Origin of the sequence: Pseudoalteromonas sp. S408 (assembly GCF_005886645.1) — a bacterium.
Taxonomy (GTDB): Bacteria; Pseudomonadota; Gammaproteobacteria; order Enterobacterales; family Alteromonadaceae; genus Pseudoalteromonas.
Genome location: NZ_PNDY01000008.1, coordinates 21137 through 39923, shown reverse-complemented (window position 1 = coordinate 39923; position 18787 = coordinate 21137). Strand labels below are relative to the sequence as shown.

Annotated in this window: 15 protein-coding genes; 9 read left to right on the top strand and 6 right to left on the bottom strand. The window is 39.1% G+C overall.

The features are described 5' to 3' along the window. The first annotated feature begins 218 nt into the window (after positions 1-218). Together CWB62_RS08535 and mdoH are read left to right on the top strand one after the other, a co-directional pair. Positions 219-1838: an OpgD/OpgG family glucan biosynthesis protein gene (locus CWB62_RS08535; RefSeq protein WP_138530996.1), complete on the top strand. Its 1620-nt coding sequence runs from the start codon at positions 219-221 to the stop codon at positions 1836-1838. Next, positions 1810-3771 carry a glucans biosynthesis glucosyltransferase MdoH gene (gene mdoH, locus CWB62_RS08530; protein WP_138530995.1) on the top strand — a complete coding sequence of 654 codons (1962 nt, stop codon included), beginning with the start codon at positions 1810-1812 and terminating at the stop codon, positions 3769-3771. Before CWB62_RS08535 ends, mdoH begins: the two co-directional genes overlap by 29 nt. A gap of 151 nt (positions 3772-3922) precedes the next feature. Here the strand turns inward: mdoH and fusA are convergent, their stop codons facing one another. Continuing rightward, the gene (gene fusA, locus CWB62_RS08525; protein ID WP_058404706.1) at positions 3923-6007 is read right to left on the bottom strand and encodes an elongation factor G; all 2085 of its coding nucleotides are present in this window, start codon (positions 6005-6007) and stop codon (positions 3923-3925) included. A gap of 504 nt (positions 6008-6511) precedes the next feature. Between fusA and CWB62_RS08520 the strand changes: the two genes are divergently transcribed. Beyond that, positions 6512-9490: a DUF3857 domain-containing transglutaminase family protein gene (locus CWB62_RS08520; RefSeq protein WP_138530993.1), complete on the top strand. Its 2979-nt coding sequence runs from the start codon at positions 6512-6514 to the stop codon at positions 9488-9490. A 361-nt stretch (positions 9491-9851) separates the two neighbouring features. On the opposite strand, the gene ylqF is transcribed toward CWB62_RS08520, so the two are convergent. Then, positions 9852-10796 carry a ribosome biogenesis GTPase YlqF gene (ylqF, locus tag CWB62_RS08515; RefSeq protein ID WP_138530991.1) on the bottom strand — a complete coding sequence of 315 codons (945 nt, stop codon included), beginning with the start codon at positions 10794-10796 and terminating at the stop codon, positions 9852-9854. Positions 10797-10887: 91 nt separating this feature from the next. Here ylqF and CWB62_RS08510 point away from each other — a divergent pair, with 91 nt between their 5' ends. After that, positions 10888-11424 (top strand): YaeQ family protein, encoded by a 537-nt coding sequence (locus CWB62_RS08510; RefSeq protein WP_058404720.1) that lies wholly within the window; start codon positions 10888-10890, stop codon positions 11422-11424. 22 nt (positions 11425-11446) lie between these two features. Beyond that, positions 11447-12052 (top strand): PGAP1-like alpha/beta domain-containing protein, encoded by a 606-nt coding sequence (locus tag CWB62_RS08505; protein ID WP_138530989.1) that lies wholly within the window; start codon positions 11447-11449, stop codon positions 12050-12052. Here CWB62_RS08505 and CWB62_RS08500 read toward each other — a convergent pair. Beyond that, entirely contained in the window at positions 12049-12258 is a 210-nt protein-coding gene (locus CWB62_RS08500; RefSeq protein ID WP_058404710.1) for a hypothetical protein, read from the bottom strand. The two genes, CWB62_RS08505 and CWB62_RS08500, sit on opposite strands and share 4 nt — an antisense overlap. A gap of 313 nt (positions 12259-12571) precedes the next feature. Between CWB62_RS08500 and CWB62_RS08495 the strand changes: the two genes are divergently transcribed. After that, positions 12572-13045 carry a Dps family protein gene (locus CWB62_RS08495; RefSeq protein WP_058552762.1) on the top strand — a complete coding sequence of 158 codons (474 nt, stop codon included), beginning with the start codon at positions 12572-12574 and terminating at the stop codon, positions 13043-13045. A gap of 70 nt (positions 13046-13115) precedes the next feature. Here CWB62_RS08495 and CWB62_RS08490 read toward each other — a convergent pair whose 3' ends face one another. From CWB62_RS08490 to CWB62_RS08480, 3 genes are all read right to left on the bottom strand, one after another. Continuing rightward, on the bottom strand, positions 13116-15191 hold the full coding sequence (locus CWB62_RS08490) for a S9 family peptidase (RefSeq protein ID WP_138530987.1): 2076 nt from the start codon (positions 15189-15191) through the stop codon (positions 13116-13118). Positions 15192-15325: 134 nt separating this feature from the next. Further along, a complete protein-coding gene (locus CWB62_RS08485) occupies positions 15326-15895 on the bottom strand; it encodes a chitin-binding protein (protein ID WP_138530985.1) in 570 nt (189 codons plus the stop codon). Positions 15896-16099: 204 nt separating this feature from the next. Then, positions 16100-16756 (bottom strand): cytochrome b/b6 domain-containing protein, encoded by a 657-nt coding sequence (locus CWB62_RS08480; protein ID WP_138530983.1) that lies wholly within the window; start codon positions 16754-16756, stop codon positions 16100-16102. 244 nt (positions 16757-17000) lie between these two features. Here CWB62_RS08480 and CWB62_RS08475 point away from each other — a divergent pair, with 244 nt between their 5' ends. The 3 genes from CWB62_RS08475 to CWB62_RS08465 all read left to right on the top strand — a co-directional run bounded on the left by CWB62_RS08475 (position 17001) and on the right by CWB62_RS08465 (position 18720). Next, positions 17001-17705, top strand: coding sequence for an AzlC family ABC transporter permease (locus CWB62_RS08475; RefSeq protein WP_058404714.1), 705 nt, complete (start codon positions 17001-17003; stop codon positions 17703-17705). Further along, positions 17702-18001 carry an AzlD domain-containing protein gene (locus CWB62_RS08470; RefSeq protein WP_138530981.1) on the top strand — a complete coding sequence of 100 codons (300 nt, stop codon included), beginning with the start codon at positions 17702-17704 and terminating at the stop codon, positions 17999-18001. Before CWB62_RS08475 ends, CWB62_RS08470 begins: the two co-directional genes overlap by 4 nt. Positions 18002-18222: 221 nt before the next feature. Beyond that, complete coding sequence (locus tag CWB62_RS08465) at positions 18223-18720, top strand: glutathione peroxidase (protein WP_138531017.1); 498 nt, start codon at positions 18223-18225, stop codon at positions 18718-18720. The last annotated feature ends 67 nt before the right edge of the window (positions 18721-18787 follow it).

Here is an 18787-nt window from a genome sequence, read left to right as displayed (position 1 = left end):
TTTTATTCCTCTGTAAAAATAATTCAGACAAGCTTCAGCTATCCTCCCTTAATATCTTTTGTGTTAGGTAAACATATTTAATTTTTTATTGAATACAACTTTGCGACCCCCTCAAAGTCAGTACTTAACATCAAATTTAAATATTAATTTAGGCTTACCCATTAAGTAAAAAAATCACTTTTAAATGTGACCTAGCCGTTTTCATAAAGGAAGGAAAAATGAAGCAACTTACCCAACTAACAACACGATGGCAGTCTCATACTAAATCGATTTTGGGTTTATTTATTGCACTTTCAACATGTGCAGTTAGTAACCAAGTATTAGCAAGCACAACCAAAGCCTCTATTTCACAAAGTAGTTTATTTGATGTGATCAGTGCACGTGCAAAAAAATTAGCCAGTGAAGACTACAAGGCCCCTAACAATATTGAACTTGATTCACTAAATAACATTAATTATCAAGATTACCGCTCCATTCGTTTTAAGCAAAATCAAGCTGTTTGGAAAGATGATGGTTTGTATGAATTACAGTTATTTCATCCTGGTTTTTTGTACAAAACACCGGTGACAATCAATACTGTTGATAGCGACTCAACACACAGCAGGCTTCCTTTTAATACTGACTTTTATAATTACGATGGGACAAGCGCACCACTAAAGGATGAGTTAACTAAAAGCATGACCAACACACAACTTGGCCATGCAGGGTTTAGACTTCACTACCCTTTAAATACTGATAAATATAAAGATGAAATTATGGTGTTTCAAGGAGCGTCTTATTTTCGTGTTGTCGGCCCAAACCAAGTTTATGGCCTTTCAGCTCGCGGTTTAGCAATTGATACAGCGCTCGCGTCTGGCGAAGAGTTCCCAATGTTTAAAGAGTTTTGGCTAGTAAAACCTAAAGCAGAGCAAACTAATATTGTACTTTTTGCATTGCTTGATAGCCCATCAGTATCTGGTGCTTATAAATTTAATATTGACCCCACTACCAACACAACCGTTAAAATAGACATGCAAATATTTGCCCGTAAAGACGTGAAAAAGTTAGGCATAGCACCGCTAACCAGCATGTTCTACCACGGTGAAAACAGTACTAAGTTTTTTGATGATTACCGCCCTGAGGTACATGATTCTGATGGTTTGTTAACTCAATCACAGGATGATAAATGGGTATGGCGCCCACTAAATAACCCATCGCAACTAAGTGTTACGTCATTTGCATATGAAAACCCTAAAGGCTTTGGGCTTGCACAACGCGACCGTGACTTTAATAACTACTTTGACATAGAGGCGCATTACCATGATCGCCCAAGTTTGTGGATTGAACCTCTGGGTGAATGGGGTAATGGCCGTGTTGAGCTAGTCGAAATTCCAACTAATACTGAAACAAACGACAATATTGTTAGCTACTGGGTACCAGAAAAACCCTTTAAAGCAGGTGATTCATTACAGCTGAGCTACACAATGAGTACGTTTAATAGCAGTTTAAACAAACATGAAAAAGCACATGTAGTTCGTACTCGTATCGGCAGTGCAGCCTTGCCGGGTGAAGAAAACCCGCCACCACAAAGTCATCGTCAATTCACTGTTGATTTTTCAGGCCCTGCTCTAGATGCTCTCTCGGAGCAACTTAAGTTAGATGCCGATATTCAACTTACCACAGGTGAAGTAAGCGATGTATCCGTTCAAAAGTTACCTGAAGGGTACGGCTGGCGTGTTGCTTTTAAAATTGAACCACAAGATGACAGTCCGGTTGATATGCGCTTATCGTTAAAACTACGTAATAAAGAAATTAGTGAGGTATGGAGCTATGTTTGGTATCCAAATGACATCAAGTAAGCAAAACAAAGGAACACCTATGCCGTTTAAAACAGCTCGCATATGGCTTTTTGCAATTGCCGCTATATTCATATCAGGCTATGGCATATCAATCATGTTCGACATACTTAACTCTAACGGCATGACCCCACTTGAGTATGCACTACTTGTTTTATTCTCAATTACATTTGCATGGATAGTGACGGCCTTTTGTAGCGGTACAATAGGGTTTGTATTACAGCTATTTCGTATCGATCCACTTACCTTAAAGCGCATAAAACCAATCGCGATTCACGCCCAAGCTATTGCTAAGCAAAAAACAGCGGTTGTAATGCCTATTTACAATGAAGACACACACCGTGTAATTGCTGGTTTTGAAGTAAGCCTAGCGTCACTTCAAGAAACGGGACAGCTTGAACACTTTGATTTTTATTTGCTAAGCGATACACAAGACCCACAAATAGCCAACAATGAACTCAGTGCATGGCATGCACTGTGTGAACGCTTAGGTGATACCGCTAAACATATTTTTTACCGTCGCCGTGAAGACAATAAACATCGAAAAGTAGGCAACTTAACAGATTTTTGTGAGCGTTGGGGCAGTAAATACGATCATATGATTGTACTTGATGCAGACAGTATAATGACTGGCAAGTGTATGCTTGAGCTCACAACTAGCATGCTCAATAACCCGCAAGCGGGCCTTATTCAAACTATCCCTATTCCTGTTCGTCAAGATACCTTTTTTGGCCGTTTTTTACAGTTTGCATCAGTGCTTTACAGCCCAATGCTTGCTACCGGCTCTGCTTTTTGGCAAACCGATCAAGCTAATTACTGGGGACATAACGCAATAATTAGAATCGATGCCTTTATAAAATGTTGTGGCTTACCTACGTTAAAAGGAAATGCACCTTTTGGTGGTGAAATTCTCAGCCACGACTTTGTTGAAGCTTCTTTACTTCACTCAGCAGAGTGGGATGTACTGCTGTTATCTGAAATTGAAGGTAGCTATGAAGAGGTTCCAAGCAATATATTAGACTACGCAATTCGTGATAGACGATGGGTACAAGGCAATATTCAACACCTTGGTTTATTGTCATCAAATAAATTAAAGCTTATGAGTAAGTTTCATTTTTTACTGGGTGCCACAGCATATATATCGTCGCTTATTTGGCTGTCAATGCTCGCATTAAGTACTATCGATGCCGTTACCCGCGCACTTAATAGTGATGTGTACTTTAACCGTGCTTATCAATTATTTCCTACTTGGCAGATTGCAAAAACAGATTTAATTGATTCATTACTTTACCTAACCATTGTTATTTTATTACTGCCTAAGTTAATGGGTTTAATTGTCACCTTAATACATAGAAACAAGCGTTTTGGTGGGTCAATTAAACTCATAGCTGGTTCAGTCATTGAAACTATATTTGCCGTTGTAGTGGCCCCACTAATGATGGTTTTTCATGCTTACTTTGTTATATGCGTATTTTTAGGTAAAAAAGTAACGTGGGATGCTCAACCGCGAGAAGGCCGCATGGTGTCGTGGAAAGAAGCGTTTGGTTATACACTGTTTTCAACTGTCGTTGCAGTTGTTTGGGGCGGGATTGCTTATTACTTTACCCCTGTATTTTTCTGGTGGTTATCCCCTATTTTATTAGGGTTGCTACTTGCAGCACCTATTGTTCGTTACTCTAGCAGTATTGAGTTTGGCATCGCACTCAGAAAACTAGGTATATTTATATGTCCGAGTGAAGTCGATAACGATAAAACGCTAGCTGCACTTAAGGGGCACCTGAAAAGCATATTAGTACCAAGTAAAGGACAATACCCTGAAACTTTACCAATACTACCCGCAGAGCAATTAACAACAATGCCAGTACAGCGCTTTCATCGTGTTCGTAAGCTTAAAATCAAAACCCTTAAAGCAAGGCTAATTAGAAAGTTTACTTAATCATTCTATAACACTAAAAAGGAGCACTCAGAGCTCCTTTTTTTCTGCTTAAAATAAACGCTAGCTATATATTAAAAAAGTCACTTGAAATAATTTTCAACCAATAAAAAACCCGCAACATGTGCGGGTTTTTTAGAGTTTAAAAGACTAATTACTTAGCCGCTTTTTTCTCTTTTTCTGCAGCGATTACCGTTTCAGATACGTTAGCTGGACATGGTGCGTAGTGTGAGAACTCCATAGAGAACTGACCACGGCCTGATGTCATAGTACGTAGTGAACCGATGTAACCAAACATTTCTGATAATGGTACGTCAGCTTTAATACGAACGCCTGTTAAACCAGCTTCTTGGTCACTTAGCATACCACGACGACGGTTAAGGTCACCGATTACGTCACCAACGTGATCCTCTGGCGTGAACACGTCAACTTTCATGATTGGCTCAAGAAGCTGTGCGCCCGCTTTAGGGATTGATTGACGGAAAGCGCCTTTAGCAGCGATTTCGAATGCAATTGCAGATGAATCCACGGCGTGGAAGCCACCGTCGAAAAGTTCTACTTCAACGTCAAGTACTGGGAAGCCAGCTAGCACACCCTCTTGCATCATTGATTTAAAGCCTTTCTCAACTGCAGGCCAGAATTCTTTAGGTACGTTACCACCAACAACTGATGATGTGAACGTGAAGCCTGAACCCACTTCGCCTGGCTTGATGCGGTAATCAATTTTACCGAACTGACCAGAACCACCAGATTGTTTCTTGTGCGTGTAGCTATCTTCGATTTCACGAGTGATAGTTTCACGGTAAGCAACCTGTGGTTGACCAACGATAAGATCTACACCGTAAGTACGCTTAAGGATATCTACTTTGATATCTAAGTGAAGCTCACCCATACCTTTAAGGATAGTTTCGCCTGAATCTTCATCAGTCTCAACTTGGAAAGATGGATCTTCTGCAACCATTTTACCGATAGCAACACCCATTTTCTCATTACCGCCTTTATCTTTAGGCTGTACAGCAATCGAGATTACTGGCGTTGGGAATACCATTGGCTCAAGTGTTACTGGGTGCTTAGGATCACAAAGAGTGTGACCAGTTTGCACGTTCTTCATACCTACGATTGCAATGATGTCACCCGCTTGTGCTGAAGTAAGCTCTTTACGCTCGTCAGCTTGCATCTCAACCATACGGCCAACACGCTCTGTTTTACCAGTAAACGCATTAAGGATAGTGTCACCCTTGTTAAGCTTACCAGAGTATATACGTACGAATGTTAATGCACCAAAACGGTCATCCATGATTTTGAATGCTAGCGCTTTGAAAGGTTCGTCTGCAGATACAATTGCGAACTCGCCGTTTTCGTTACCTTCTTCGTCCATAAGAGGTTGAGGATCAACTTCAGTTGGAGCCGGTAAGTAATCAACAACAGCGTCAAGTACTAATTGAACACCTTTGTTTTTGAACGCTGAACCACAGAACGTAGGGAAGAATGCAAGGTCACGAGTACCTTTACGGATACAACGTTTGATATCTTCAACAGAAGGTACTTCACCTTCCATGTACGCTTCCATTAGGTCATCGTCTTGCTCAACAGCAGTTTCGATAAGCATTTCATGGTATTCTTCAACTTTGTCAACCATGTCAGCTGGAACGTCTTCGATTGAGTAGTTTTCTGGAAGACCAGTGTCATCCCAAACGTATGCTTTTTTCTCTAATACGTCTACAACACCAACAAAGTCATCTTCAATACCGATTGGTAAAGTCATGATTAATGGTACTGCACCAAGTACTTTACGTACTTGCTCAGTTACACGGTAAAAATCAGCACCCATACGGTCTAATTTATTTACGAAAATAATACGTGCAACTTCTGATTCGTTCGCGTAGCGCCAGTTAGTTTCTGATTGTGGCTCAACACCACCAGAACCACAGAAAACACCAACACCGCCATCTAATACTTTAAGTGAACGGTAAACTTCAACTGTGAAGTCAACGTGTCCAGGAGTATCGATAACGTTGAAACGGTGATCTTTCCAGAAACAGCTTACTGCCGCAGACTGGATAGTAATACCGCGCTCAGCTTCTTGATCCATGAAATCGGTAGTAGATTCACCATCATGAACCTCACCTGTTTTGTGGATAGTACCTGTAAGCTTCAGGATACGCTCAGTAGTAGTGGTTTTACCCGCATCAACGTGCGCGAAAATACCAATGTTTCTGTACTTCGATAAATCTGCCATTATTTTACTCTTAATAAAGTCGATAAATTATTCGGCGGGAGTATAGCATTACTTAAAGCGAACATCACCATAGAAGTCGCTTAAAATGCAATCAATTCACTATATTTTTTTTGCAAAGAGAATATATTAACGGTACAACACGCTGTTTATTATATAAACCAATAAAAACGTTAGGCTTTATTTCATAAACACTGCATTTTAAATAATGCTTTTTAATTTTGTAATGGTAACTTAAAAGGCCTTATATACATCGAGCATATTGTTATTTTTAATAATTTTTACTGTAACTGCATCCTTTAAGGAATAAATAAACAGTCGTAAATTCCCCCACAAGCACATTGAAGAAAGGTTTATTTAATTAAAATCAAAGCAGAGCGAGCATTTAAAAATAATACAATACTAAAGCTCTTCACATGTCATTCAATATGGTAATATCGATTAAAAATAGGCCACTATATGAACCCAAAGTGGTATAGCTTTAATAAAAAATAATAAGAATTAACAATGAAACGGATATTTCTATACTTTATTTATTGGCTGCTAATATGTAGTTCTTTTCTGATTAATGTACCTGCTTATGCTACGCAATATAAAATAGATGTACCTGGTGATTGGGTCACCCTACATGACGTAAAACAACCCCAAATAAGTGATATGACAAAAGTGCGAGATGGCACACTCTACCTATTACTCGACAACCAAACCTATGTCCCCGAACGTCAAAAGCAACAACGTTACACACGCTTAGTTATGCAAGCACTTAACCAAAGTGGCGTTGACTACATAAGTCAACTAAACCTAGATTTTGACCCAAGCTATGAAAAATTAACCCTGCATACACTTTCTATTCTCAGAGAGGGCAAACGCATCGATAAACTTTCAACTGCGAGGTTGTCGGTTATCCAAAGCGAATCTGACCTAGCTGATAAAATTTATAACGGTAGGCTGTCTTTAAATATTATTGTTGACGATATGCGAAGCGGAGATATGCTCGACTATAGCTACAGTGTCACCGGCAGCAACCCTATCTACGACAATAAATTTAGTACTCGGCGCACTCTTAGATGGTCTGTGCCTGTAGTGCAACAAAACATGCGTGTTTTATGGGGTAAGCAAACACCTCTTAATATAAGAACAATGAATGGCAATGCCGAAGTAAAACAAACAAGTAATCAATACGGTACTGACTACTCTATTTCTGAGTTTGAAGCGCCGTTACTCACACAAGACTCTGAAACACCCACATGGTACAACCCGTACATGCAAGTTTACCTCTCTGAATATAGCCGTTGGGACGAGGTTGTTAATTGGGCATTACCACTTTATGAGTCAGCAATCGAAACACCTAATAGCATTAACGCCGTAGCACAATCTATACAGGCACAGCATACTAATACAGCCGATAGAATTACCGCAGCATTACGCTTTAGCCAAGACGAAATACGCTATTTAGGCTTAGAAATGGGCACGAATTCTCATCAGCCAACACCTGCTTCAGAAACGCTATCTTTACGGTATGGTGACTGTAAAGACAAAACAGCCCTACTGATTTCGTTATTAAAAGCGATGAAAATAGAGGCGCACCCTGCCCTTGTAGACACAGAAGAAACAAAGCGCTTAATAGATCTACCGGCCACCGCAAGTGTTTTTAACCACGTTATTGTTACGCTTACTCACGAGGGTAAACGCTATTGGTTGGATCCAACCATTAGTTATCAACGAGGTACACTTGCCTATTTAGCACAACCTGATTACGGTTATGCCCTTATTATAAAAAATGGCGAAAGTACCTTAACCTCTATGGCACAAACGCCTGTGCATAAAAAGGTAATAGTAAACGATCAATTTTATATCCCGAACACTGTAAAAGAGCCTGTCCATTTTACCACCGAATATTCTTATGCCGAGTTTCAAGCTATTAATCGCAGAAGTAATTTAGCGCGCAACGGGCTAGACAGCGTTGCAAAATCATACCTTGAATACTACCAAGGTTTTTTTGACGAGCTCAAAATCGACAAGCCTATGGAGGTAAGTGAAGACAAACAAACAGGCCAGCTTATTACTAGGGAGTCGTACCTTATTGGCCAATTTTGGGAAGAAACCAGTGACGGATATGAAGCTGACTTTTACGCTTCTGAAATACAAAACAGTGTTTACGAGCCAAAACAAACTGATCGCACAAACCCATTTTATTTTGAATACCCCAACATAATTGATACCCGCATAAAGCTTCATTTTACAGAAAAGAACTGGGCGTTTGATAATAGCCAAGACGAAATTGATAACGACTACTTTTACTTAAAAACATCTGTTAATTTTAGTGATAATATTTTAACGCTAAGCTACCACTTTTATTCAAAACAAGACCATATTCCTGCTGACAACATAAACGATTACCTAGCGCAGCGAAACAAGCTTATTTCAGCCACACACTACTCAATTTTAAAGTACGCCGACAAAACTGAAGTAGCTCAAACAACAGCCGACATACTCGATAACTTAGGAGGTAACTGGCTTAAATATGCACTCGCCGGTTACCTTTTATTGCTTATTTTCTTCTTTGCAGATTGGCGACTCGAATCCGCCAAGCGCCCTACTTTTGAAAATAGCCCATTTTACGCGGTATCGGTCAGTAAATTTATTATTTACAGCATTTTAAGCTTAGGTATTTATATTAATTATTGGTGCTACCGTAACTTCAAAGCTATAAAGCAACAAAACAATGCCAACATAATGCCTATTGCCCGCGGTATTTTCGCCATTTTATGGTATTACCCGCTTTATCAAGCACTGAAACAACACAGTGAATTGCAGTCAAATAAAAGTAAACTAATCCCTAGCTGGGGGGCTGCTATTTCATTTTTATTAATACTTGCAACCACATTGGTTTACCGCATGGAAGAGTACGCCACTATCGCATTGCTGGTTATGCCTTTTCTATGGCTTCCATTAGTGAGTTACATAGAGCATGCAAACACCAACCAAAAAGCGCTGCACTACAACTCTTACTGGCGAGTCAGGCAATACCTTATATCACTAGCGCTAGCGCCAATATTACTATTTGGTGTGCTTCAAGAAGCTAATATTTTACCTAATAGCGCTATAATAAAAGGAGAAAAATTATGGGCCTATCAAACTCACTTTTTAAAACGGCATCGCTTAACACCCGAGAACGAAACGATCCTATATTTTTATAGTGATGCAATATTTGATTACCGCAATGATGGTAATGGCATCACCAAAAATTATATTTTTAGTTACTACAAAAACGATGATGGACAGCTTGAATCAGAGCTGAGTCATTTTAATGACATTGATAAAATAGAAACCTCATACGGAAAAACTGAGCTTGATAACACCACTATTAAAGTAATAAAAACAGATGGAAGTGACTTTTTACTTATTGTTAGCAGGTTTAATAAGCTCGATGAAGTGCTCGTAGATAAAATAAATTTACGCTTAAGTGAAAATAAAAAAGAATAGTTATTTAACGCTAAAATACCGATTTTTAAGAGAATAAAAAACACACATCAAGATAATGATAATTATTTGCATTTGAGTGTTGACAGCCACGCAAATCTAATTGATAATCACTATCAACAAGGCGAAACACTGCCTTGTAACGGAATGAATAATTTGTTTCTCGACCCTGAAACAACGTGTGGCGCACGTTAACAGCTATGGTTACTTGTTATTAACCGCAACGCCCCTTGATGTTGATGATAAGTAACCGCCCTACTATTTTACTTGCTACATTGCTCATATCGGTGACGGTAGATATGAAACTAAAAAAGCCCTTACGGGCTTTTTTTATGTCTGTAATTTAGTGCTCTCAGCCTTAAAATTAACGACGATTTTTACGTGCACGTGATCGGCGTTGTTTTTTCTCTTCTTCTTTAGCTGCTTTTTTCGCTTCAGCGGCGGCGCGTAACCCAGCAACCATTATTTCTTCTTCTTCACGCATCGCTGGTGTTTCCATGGTAATACGACCAATAATGCCATCACGAAGTTCGTTAATAAGTATTTCAGACATTTTATACGTGTCTATTTGGTTACCACCACGAATACAGCCGCGCTTTTTACCCGCCATTTCCACAAATTCCCAATCGTTTTCTGGCAATTCATCTAATTTATAACGCGTTTTTAAAAGATCAGGATAAGCATGCAATAAATACTCAGCGGTGTAACTTGCCACCTCTTCGTATTCAAGTGCAGTGTCGCGTATTGCACCCGTTGCACCTAAACGATAGCCTGAGTTTTCATTCTCTACTTTTGGCCAAAGCATACCTGGCGTATCGTACAGCATAATACCGTCTTCAAGTTTAATACGTTGCTGCGCCTTAGTAACCGCAGGTTCATTGCCTGTTTTGGCCACTATACGACCTGCTAATACATTAATTAATGTAGATTTACCCACGTTTGGGATACCCATTATCATGGCTTTAATTTGTTTGTCGGCGCCCACCTTATGCGGCACTAACTTTTTACAAAGCTCATTAATACGGTGTACTTCAGCGGCCTTATCATGGCCAAAAGCAATCGCTTTAACACCACTTTCTTGCTCAAAATAATCTTTCCACACTTGAGTCATTTTAGGATCGGCTAAATCAGCCTTATTTAATATTTTGATGACTGGTTTGCCTTCGCGTAAGGTTGTCACCATTGGGTTTTCGCTACTATAAGGAATGCGTGCATCAAGCACTTCAATGATCACATCCATTTGTGGCATTATTTCTTTAATTTCATTTCGGGCTTTATTCATGTGCCCAGGGAACCACTGGATAGCCATTTTTAACTCCTAACGTATATTTAAGCGCTATTTTAACTGGCAATTCATTTAATTGCGCTATACTGGCGAAAATATTTTTAGATTAGTTGTTATGGCTCTTAAATCAACCATTATGAAGGCACAATTATCGCTTAGCGATATGGATCGCCATGTTTATCAAGATACAAATTTAACTTTGGCTCAGCACCCATCGGAAACTGACCAGCGGTTAATGATCCGCCTTCTCGCGTTTGCACTTAACTATTGTGATGGTTTAGAGTTCACAAAAGGCTTGAGCGCTGATGACGAACCAGAGCTTTGGCACGTTAATTACAGCGAAGAAATAGAGCTGTGGATTGAACTGGGTTTACCAGACGAAAAGCGCTTAAAAAAAGCCTGTAATAAATCTAAAAAGGTTGTGCTTTATACCTATGGTGAGAACAACCAAGCAATATGGTGGCAAAAACACCAACCAAAATTGTACGAATTTAAAAATTTAAGTATTTTTAGTTTAGACTATGTAGCAACACAAGCACTTGCAGCCCTAGTTGATCGCAACATACAGCTTACAGTCACCATTCAAGATGGTGAGGTATGGGTGAACACTGATAATACGAATATTGAGATAAAACCACAGCAATTAATGTAATTGCATTTGCTTTAGGGGTTATATGAAAGTTAAACACGTTATTGTTTTACATGGCTTGTATATGTCTGGCTTTGTTATGCGCCCCCTTTGCTCTAGATTAGAGAGCTCAGGCGTTAACGTGTTAAACCTTACATACAATACGCTTGACCCAAATCGTGATGCTATTTTTACACAAATAGATGAGTTTATTGGCAATGAACCAACAGCTTTAGTATGCCACTCTATGGGCGGATTAGTAGCTAGAGCTTACTTAGAAGCTAACTCAGGCGCCAGCCAATTAGTTACAAAAGTAGTAACGCTTGGTACCCCCCATCAAGGCAGTCACATCGCACAAAAAATGAAGCAAAAAGGATTTGAGGCTTTTTTAAAAAATAGCGTTGAGTTTTTACTCACGCAAAATGGAAACTGGCCATTTAAAGCTAAGCTTTATAGTATTGCCGGCGACCTCCCAATCGGCTTAATGCCTCTCATTGTAAAAGGCAGCAAGTCAGACGGTACCGTTCTTCTTGACGAAACTAAACTCAAAGGTATGGCTGAACACAAAGTCTTTCACTTAAGCCATACCAGTATGATTTACTCGCGTGAAGTGGTCGATTATATTTTAAAATGCTTAGGCGAAGGCAGTTAATCTTCTGCTGCCTCAGCTATTTTATAACTTAGTAAAACTATAACTCCAAGTACCAACGGAATTGGCGCAGCTATATAACCAAATACGTTTGAGTTAGCAATACTTGCACCCGCTAAATGAGCTACCAAACCGAGCACAAATGCCACCAGCGCAATGCATACTACTATTAACTCTGCTTTATTTTGTTTGCCTGTTTTTTCGTGCATGTTCACTCTCCTAATAAATCCAACATCATTATTATGCGCTTTAAAAAAGAGTGATTTTTGACCTAAATCAAAAAATAAAATAACAATTTTAATAACACCTTCTAAGCTTGTTTTAGATCATATTTTACGCAACAAACTGGTGAGTTTTAATAATTACACCCCATATCTATATATATTGAACAGAAACGTTTTCACCAGTCGCGCAATAGGTTTTAACTATCAACTATATAGATATAAACAGTTTTACTAATCTAACTTAAAAAGTAATACTTTACTCAGGTTAACAAACAATCGGTTTTTTAAGGAGCAAGTTATGTCACAAGTAAATGCAATTGGTTTAAACAGCGAAAAAAGCGACGATATTGTAAAATCACTTAATACTCTGCTGAGCAGCTACCAAATACAGTATATGAATGCTCGTGGTTTTCATTGGAACATTAAAGGCCGTAACTTTTTTGAATTACACGTTAAGTTTGAAGAAATTTATAATCTGTTACTTTTAAAAGTAGACGAAATTGCAGAGCGTATTTTAACGCTCGATGGCGCGCCATTACATGCATTTTCAGATTACCTTGAAGTCAGTGAAATTAAAGAAGCAAAAGGCATAAGTGATGGAGTTACTGCCGTAGAAAACATATTAGCGGGCTACAGTACATTAATTAAAAAGCAACGTGAGATTTTAAACCAAGCGGGTGATGCAGGCGATGAAGGTACAGCATCATTAATGGGCGACTACATCTCTGAACAAGAGAAGTTAGTTTGGATGCTAAAAGCTTATTTGGATTAGGCTAAACGTTATTCTTATTTTGAAAGCCTCAGCTAACACTGAGGCTTTTTTGTTTATTTAACAAAATGTATCATTCAACCAACGCAATAAAAAATGCCATTTCAAGTGCTTTTTCTTCCAAGCTTTTAAAGCGTCCAGATGCGCCGCCGTGACCTGCATCCATATCAGTTTTAAATACTAAAATATTATTATCTGTTTTGTATTCTCGCATTTTAGCAACCCACTTCATGGGCTCCCAATATTGTACTTGCGAGTCATGCAGGCCTGTAGTGACTAATATATTAGGGTAATTTTGTGCGCTTATATTGTCATAAGGCGAATACGCCTCTATTACATCATAAAATTGCGGATCGTTAGGATTCCCCCACTCATCATACTCGTTAGTGGTAAGCGGAATGCTTTCATCAAGCATCGTAGTCAGCACATCTAAAAATGGCACATGACACCCTACACCACAATATAACTGTGGGGCTTGATTAAGCACGGCGCCCATAAGTAAGCCCCCCGCACTGCCGCCTGATGCAAAAACTTTGCTACTGTCACAGTAGTTTTGTGCAATCAGCGCCTTCGTTACATCAATAAAATCACTAAAACTATTTTGTTTATGTGTTTTTTTACCTTGCTCATACCAATTGCGGCCTAACATTTCGGAACCACGCACATGTGCTATTACATAAACAAAACCACGGTCTAGTAAACTGAGCGACGTGCTAGAGAAGCTCGGATCAATTGTGTAACCATAAGCTCCATAACCATATTGAAACAGTGGATTGGTGCCATCTTTATTAAAACTGTCTTTTCGGTATACAACAGAAACAGGAACTTTAACGCCATCACGCGCGGTAACCATCAACCGCTCAGATTGATAATCAGTCGCGTTAAAGTCACCTAGTACCTTTTGTTGTTTCAATAAGGTTTTTTTACCCGTTTTTAGGTCAACATCGTATAAAGAACCCGGAGTAGTTAAGCTTGAGTAATAGATGCGCGCCGTTATAACATTTGGCTCTGGGTTCATTGCAACAGCAGCGTAGTAACAAGGGTCGTCAAACTCAAGCGCCATACGCTCGCCTTCTTTGTTTACTACAACAAACCGTGCTTGACCTTGTTCACGCTCACTGAGTACTAAAAAGTCATTAAATAACTCAACGCCTTCAAGTAATACATGCTCTCTGTGGGCTGTATGCTCTTGCCACTGAGTTTTATCGGCAATGGTCTGCTCGGTTGCTGTCATCAACCTAAAGTTTTTAGCTTGCCAGTTAGTAACAATGTAAAACGTATTGCCTAGCTTATCCACATCGAACTCATGGCACTCTTCTCGCGGCATAAGTGCACTAAAATTACCTTGCGGATTATTTGCATCAAGCACCCAGGTGTCGTTCGACTCGGTAGACGCCAAGTCTATAATAATAAGACTTTCATCGCGGCTTTTACCCAGTCCCATAAAAAAGCTGCTGTCGTGTTCTTCATATACCAAAACATCTTGATCTTGCTCACTTCCCAGCTCATGTCTAAACACTTGGTAACCTAATAAAGTTTGCAGATCTTTTTTGACATAAAAAACGGTTTTATTGTCGTTTGCCCAAACAACTTGGCCTTCTGTATTTTCAAGCTCATCTGCAAGCATTTCGCCTGTTGATAAATTTTTAAAGCGAACGTTATAAATACGGCGACCCTCAGTATCTTGTGAATACGCCATAAGCTGCTCATTAGGGCTTAATGCAACTTCCCCAAGGTCAAAAAATTCAAAATCTTGTGCAAGCTCGTTTACATCTAGCAAAAGGGCTTTATTTTTAGCTTTAATACTTGTGCTACGATAATGACGCGCATATTCATCGTCACCTCGTACTTCAGAGTGATACCAGTATTTGCCATCTTTAACTGGCACAGAATTGTCGTCTTTTACAATGCGCGCTTTTAACTCTTCGAACAAGGTATTTTGCAAGGGTTTAATGCTTGCTAATTGCTCATCGCAATAGTTATTTTCGGCTTGTAAGTGCGCAAGTACTTTTTCATTTTTGCGCTCATCATCACGCATCCAATAGTAATCGTCGTTCCGCTTTTTATCATGAGTAATGAGTGTTTTAGGCTGCTTTTTAGCAACAGGGGAATGAGGCAATACGCTTAAAGAATAGTCTGAACTAGACACAAAAAACCAATTTAAAAAAATAATAATGTTCGCAGTTTATCATAAAAATAAAAAAGCCCACTCAATAGTTGAGTGGGCTTAAAGGTAACCGATTTATTCCTAAACCTGTAATACCTATGGGAAGAAACATGTTTTTACCTAGTTGATAATTGCAGCCAAGCCATAGCCCAGCTTTTACCTATACCTGGTTCAAATATTGAGTGTGTATCCTTTGCCTTTCGACAAAGCTCATTAAAAGGCCAAGGCCTACATTGATATATGCAACCATCTTTAGGCTGTAATACTTTAGTACCCGCGTTATAGCGTTCGCTATGTTCAGGGTAAACATACTCATAAGATTGCGTACTTACTTCACGCTCGTCGCATTTCGCAATACAATGAAAATCAATATGTGCTTTGTATATACCGCTACTTTGCAATGCAAATATTTTGTTATTCCGATAAGCGACGATTAAACCTTGTTCCGTCATTTTTCCTGCACTAACCAAAGGAATATGAACATTAATGTGTTCTGCTATCAAACGCGGCCAAGCGTGAGGCTCCCCTTGTTCAAACGAAGTAATTTTGAAGTCAAACGATAAGCTAATTAGCTCTCCTTGCATGTCGTAAAAGGTTACTTTCACCACATCACCAATAAATAATTGAGTGTGATGATTTAAGCAACCAATTGTTGACCATTCCCCGCAGGCCAACGACGTATGCATAAACACGGCAACACCTTAAGAGTGACATTGTTTATTCATTATGAATAAACAAAAAGCACCAATAACAACAAGTAATACTGTCATACTACGAACAGCTCACTTGTCAGCAAAGTACTAATTATATGCATCCACTACTTAACAATCAAACAAAAGAATGTAACCGAGATTTACAACCAGTAATTAAGTACTGCTTTAAAAACCAATTCATCCAAATAAGTACTGTAAAGGCTCTTGCCCCCAAGTAAATGCAAGCAATAACAGTAAGCCTACAAATATAGCCCACGCGAGCCAAGGCGACTTAGTTACGGGTCTTTCTACATCGGTTGATTTTAATGCCTTTTCTCCGGTGATCATTGCTTTGACTAAAGGCTTACCTTTAATTCGGTATACAACAATTGCCGCTATGTGCAAACCTATTGCATACAGTAATATGTCAAAATTGAGGCGATGCAACCAATTAGCAAAATCTACGGCATCACTCGATACATATTCAACAAGCGGGCCGTCAGTTAAAATGCCATTACTGCTCATCAGCCCGGTAATTAATTGCGTTGAAATGAGCGCAAAAAAAGCAAGGACCATATAGCTTCCTGGGGCAGAGTGCCCTATGGTGTCTACCGGCTTTTTGAGCCCCTGAAACAGAGCCTTAGGTGAGTGAATCAAGCCACTTAATTTCGCTGTTCTACTGCCAACAATCCCCCATACTATCCGCGTAACAATGAGCGCTAAAGTAAAGAATCCAGCAACAAAATGTAGCTCAATCATCCCCTCTTCTACACTAAAATATAAAACGGCAATACTTATGACTAACAGCCAATGAAAACACCGAATAAACCCATCCCATACTTTTATTGTTGTCATTATATTTACCCTCTAAAAAACATTATCATTCAATAATAATTAATCTGAACCCTAGCTAGAGATTTTCAGTGAAAACATAAAAGTTTATGCGTTACTAACTGGCCTAATGCAAGTAAATTCAACCAAGTTAGCACTGCAACTAACTGCTTGAGAAAGATTTATTATCCAGAGCTCATGTTAATCACTTTCACCTTATAATAAGGTATCATTATCTTCCATTCTACAAGCCAGCAAGGTAAATGCTATGCAACCAGTTAAAAAAGCGATTATAAAAGGCTTTTTAGATATGCTTCCGCTTTGCTTAGCCGTTATTCCATGGGGAATATTATGTGGCTCTTTAGCTATTCAAAATGGGTTTACTGCACTTGAAACGCAAGCTATGTCGTTACTGGTTTTTGCAGGATCGGCTCAACTTGTCGCGATTGAACTTATGGCGGGCAACACGCCCTTGCTGACCATATTATTCACTACGTTTATCATTAGCTCTCGTCATTTTTTATATGGGCTTGCTGTCAGGCATAAAGTGATTGATCAGCCAATGCGCTGGCGCTTACCTGTTAGCTTTGTATTAACCGATGAATTATTTGCCTTTTCTCACCACCGCAAAGCTTATCGCACACAAGTGCGTTTAGTTTATGCGCTAAGTGCAGGCTTTAGTTTTTACATTGCATGGAATATTTGGACATTAATAGGCATTGTTGCAGGCTCTATGCTTCCCGATTTAACTAACTTAGGGCTCGACTTTGCAATTGCAGCTACTTTTATTGCCTTAGTTATCCCAGGTATTAAAAATGCCGCATCTTTAGTCACTGTTATTGTTGCAGGTGTTACTGCTACATGGTTAAAAAGCACAGGGTTTGAGTTATGGCTAGTGTGCTCCGCATTATTAGCAATGAGTGCTGGTTATACAACGGCAAGACTTTCAGCTAAAAGGGAAACTAAACCATGATGACCACTATCTTACTTATGGCCTGTATTACATTCTTTACCCGTTACTTGTTTTTACACCGCTCACTACCTTTTAAAGTAGGGCCCAAAATGCAGCAGTTTTTGAGCTTTAGCGCACCGGCCGTTCTTACTGCTATTTGGGTACCTATCGTATTTTTGAACGACGAAGGCATAAATTTGCATTGGCAAAACCCTTATTTAAGTGCCGCTATTGTAGCCATTATTGTTGCTTATAAAACGCATAATATTTACTACACAACACTTGCTGGTATGGGCTTGTTTCTAATTTTAAATTAAGGTTTATTGACCTCTTAAAATTGAATGTTTAGTAGCCTAGGCTATTTACTCTTTGTTGCCTACATAGAAGTAGTAAAAGGTGTGAGAAGAGCGCGGAAGCCTTATTCACTTTTTACTGAGATCACTGGTTTTTATACCTCACGGCACGATTAAATTTTATACTTTATGTAACCCTCTTACCGCGTTAAAATATGCTCCAACAAAAAAAACAAGAAGCAACTATGCAAAAGTTTCATCAATTAAGCGCAACAAGCCTACAAGGCAAACCTATAAACTTTGATGACTTTGAGGGAAAAGTTGTCCTCATTGTTAATACAGCAAGTAAATGCGGGTTTACCTACCAATACGCATCTTTACAAGCGCTTCATGAGAAATACGCCAGTCAAGGGTTAATGATTATAGGTTTTCCGTGCAATCAATTTGGCCAACAAGAGCCTGGTGATGCCTCGCAAATAGAGCAAGGGTGCTTAGTAAATTACGGGGTCAGCTTTTTAATAGCAGACAAAGTTGATGTGAATGGTAAAAATGCACACCCTGTATTTCGATTTTTGAAATCAGCATTACCGGGGTTTTTAACTCGAAAAATAAAATGGAATTTCACCAAATTTTTAATTGCAGCCGATGGCACGCCAATTAAACGCTATGCCCCTTTTACTAAGCCAGAAAAGTTAGAGCTAACGATACAAAAAGCATTAACTAAGGCTAAAAGCGCGCAGTAAAAAGTAATAAAGAGGCAAATAGCCTCTTTATTGCCAATGTAACAACCTATTAAGCGTACATGCCTGT

Excerpts from the sequence above, each read along its gene's own strand:
- fusA (WP_058404706.1), bottom strand. The coding sequence starts at position 6,007 with ATGGCAGATTTATCGAAGTACAGAAACATTGGTATTTTCGCGCACGTT.
- mdoH (WP_138530995.1), top strand. The coding sequence starts at position 1,810 with ATGTTTGGTATCCAAATGACATCAAGTAAGCAAAACAAAGGAACACCT.
- CWB62_RS08495 (WP_058552762.1), top strand. The coding sequence starts at position 12,572 with ATGTCACAAGTAAATGCAATTGGTTTAAACAGCGAAAAAAGCGACGAT.
- CWB62_RS08470 (WP_138530981.1), top strand. The coding sequence starts at position 17,702 with ATGATGACCACTATCTTACTTATGGCCTGTATTACATTCTTTACCCGT.
- CWB62_RS08500 (WP_058404710.1), bottom strand. The coding sequence starts at position 12,258 with ATGCACGAAAAAACAGGCAAACAAAATAAAGCAGAGTTAATAGTAGTA.
- CWB62_RS08485 (WP_138530985.1), bottom strand. The coding sequence starts at position 15,895 with ATGCATACGTCGTTGGCCTGCGGGGAATGGTCAACAATTGGTTGCTTA.
- ylqF (WP_138530991.1), bottom strand. The coding sequence starts at position 10,796 with ATGGCTATCCAGTGGTTCCCTGGGCACATGAATAAAGCCCGAAATGAA.
- CWB62_RS08510 (WP_058404720.1), top strand. The coding sequence starts at position 10,888 with ATGGCTCTTAAATCAACCATTATGAAGGCACAATTATCGCTTAGCGAT.
- CWB62_RS08480 (WP_138530983.1), bottom strand. The coding sequence starts at position 16,756 with ATGACAACAATAAAAGTATGGGATGGGTTTATTCGGTGTTTTCATTGG.
- CWB62_RS08535 (WP_138530996.1), top strand. The coding sequence starts at position 219 with ATGAAGCAACTTACCCAACTAACAACACGATGGCAGTCTCATACTAAA.
- CWB62_RS08465 (WP_138531017.1), top strand. The coding sequence starts at position 18,223 with ATGCAAAAGTTTCATCAATTAAGCGCAACAAGCCTACAAGGCAAACCT.
- CWB62_RS08505 (WP_138530989.1), top strand. The coding sequence starts at position 11,447 with ATGAAAGTTAAACACGTTATTGTTTTACATGGCTTGTATATGTCTGGC.
- CWB62_RS08475 (WP_058404714.1), top strand. The coding sequence starts at position 17,001 with ATGCAACCAGTTAAAAAAGCGATTATAAAAGGCTTTTTAGATATGCTT.
- CWB62_RS08520 (WP_138530993.1), top strand. The coding sequence starts at position 6,512 with ATGAAACGGATATTTCTATACTTTATTTATTGGCTGCTAATATGTAGT.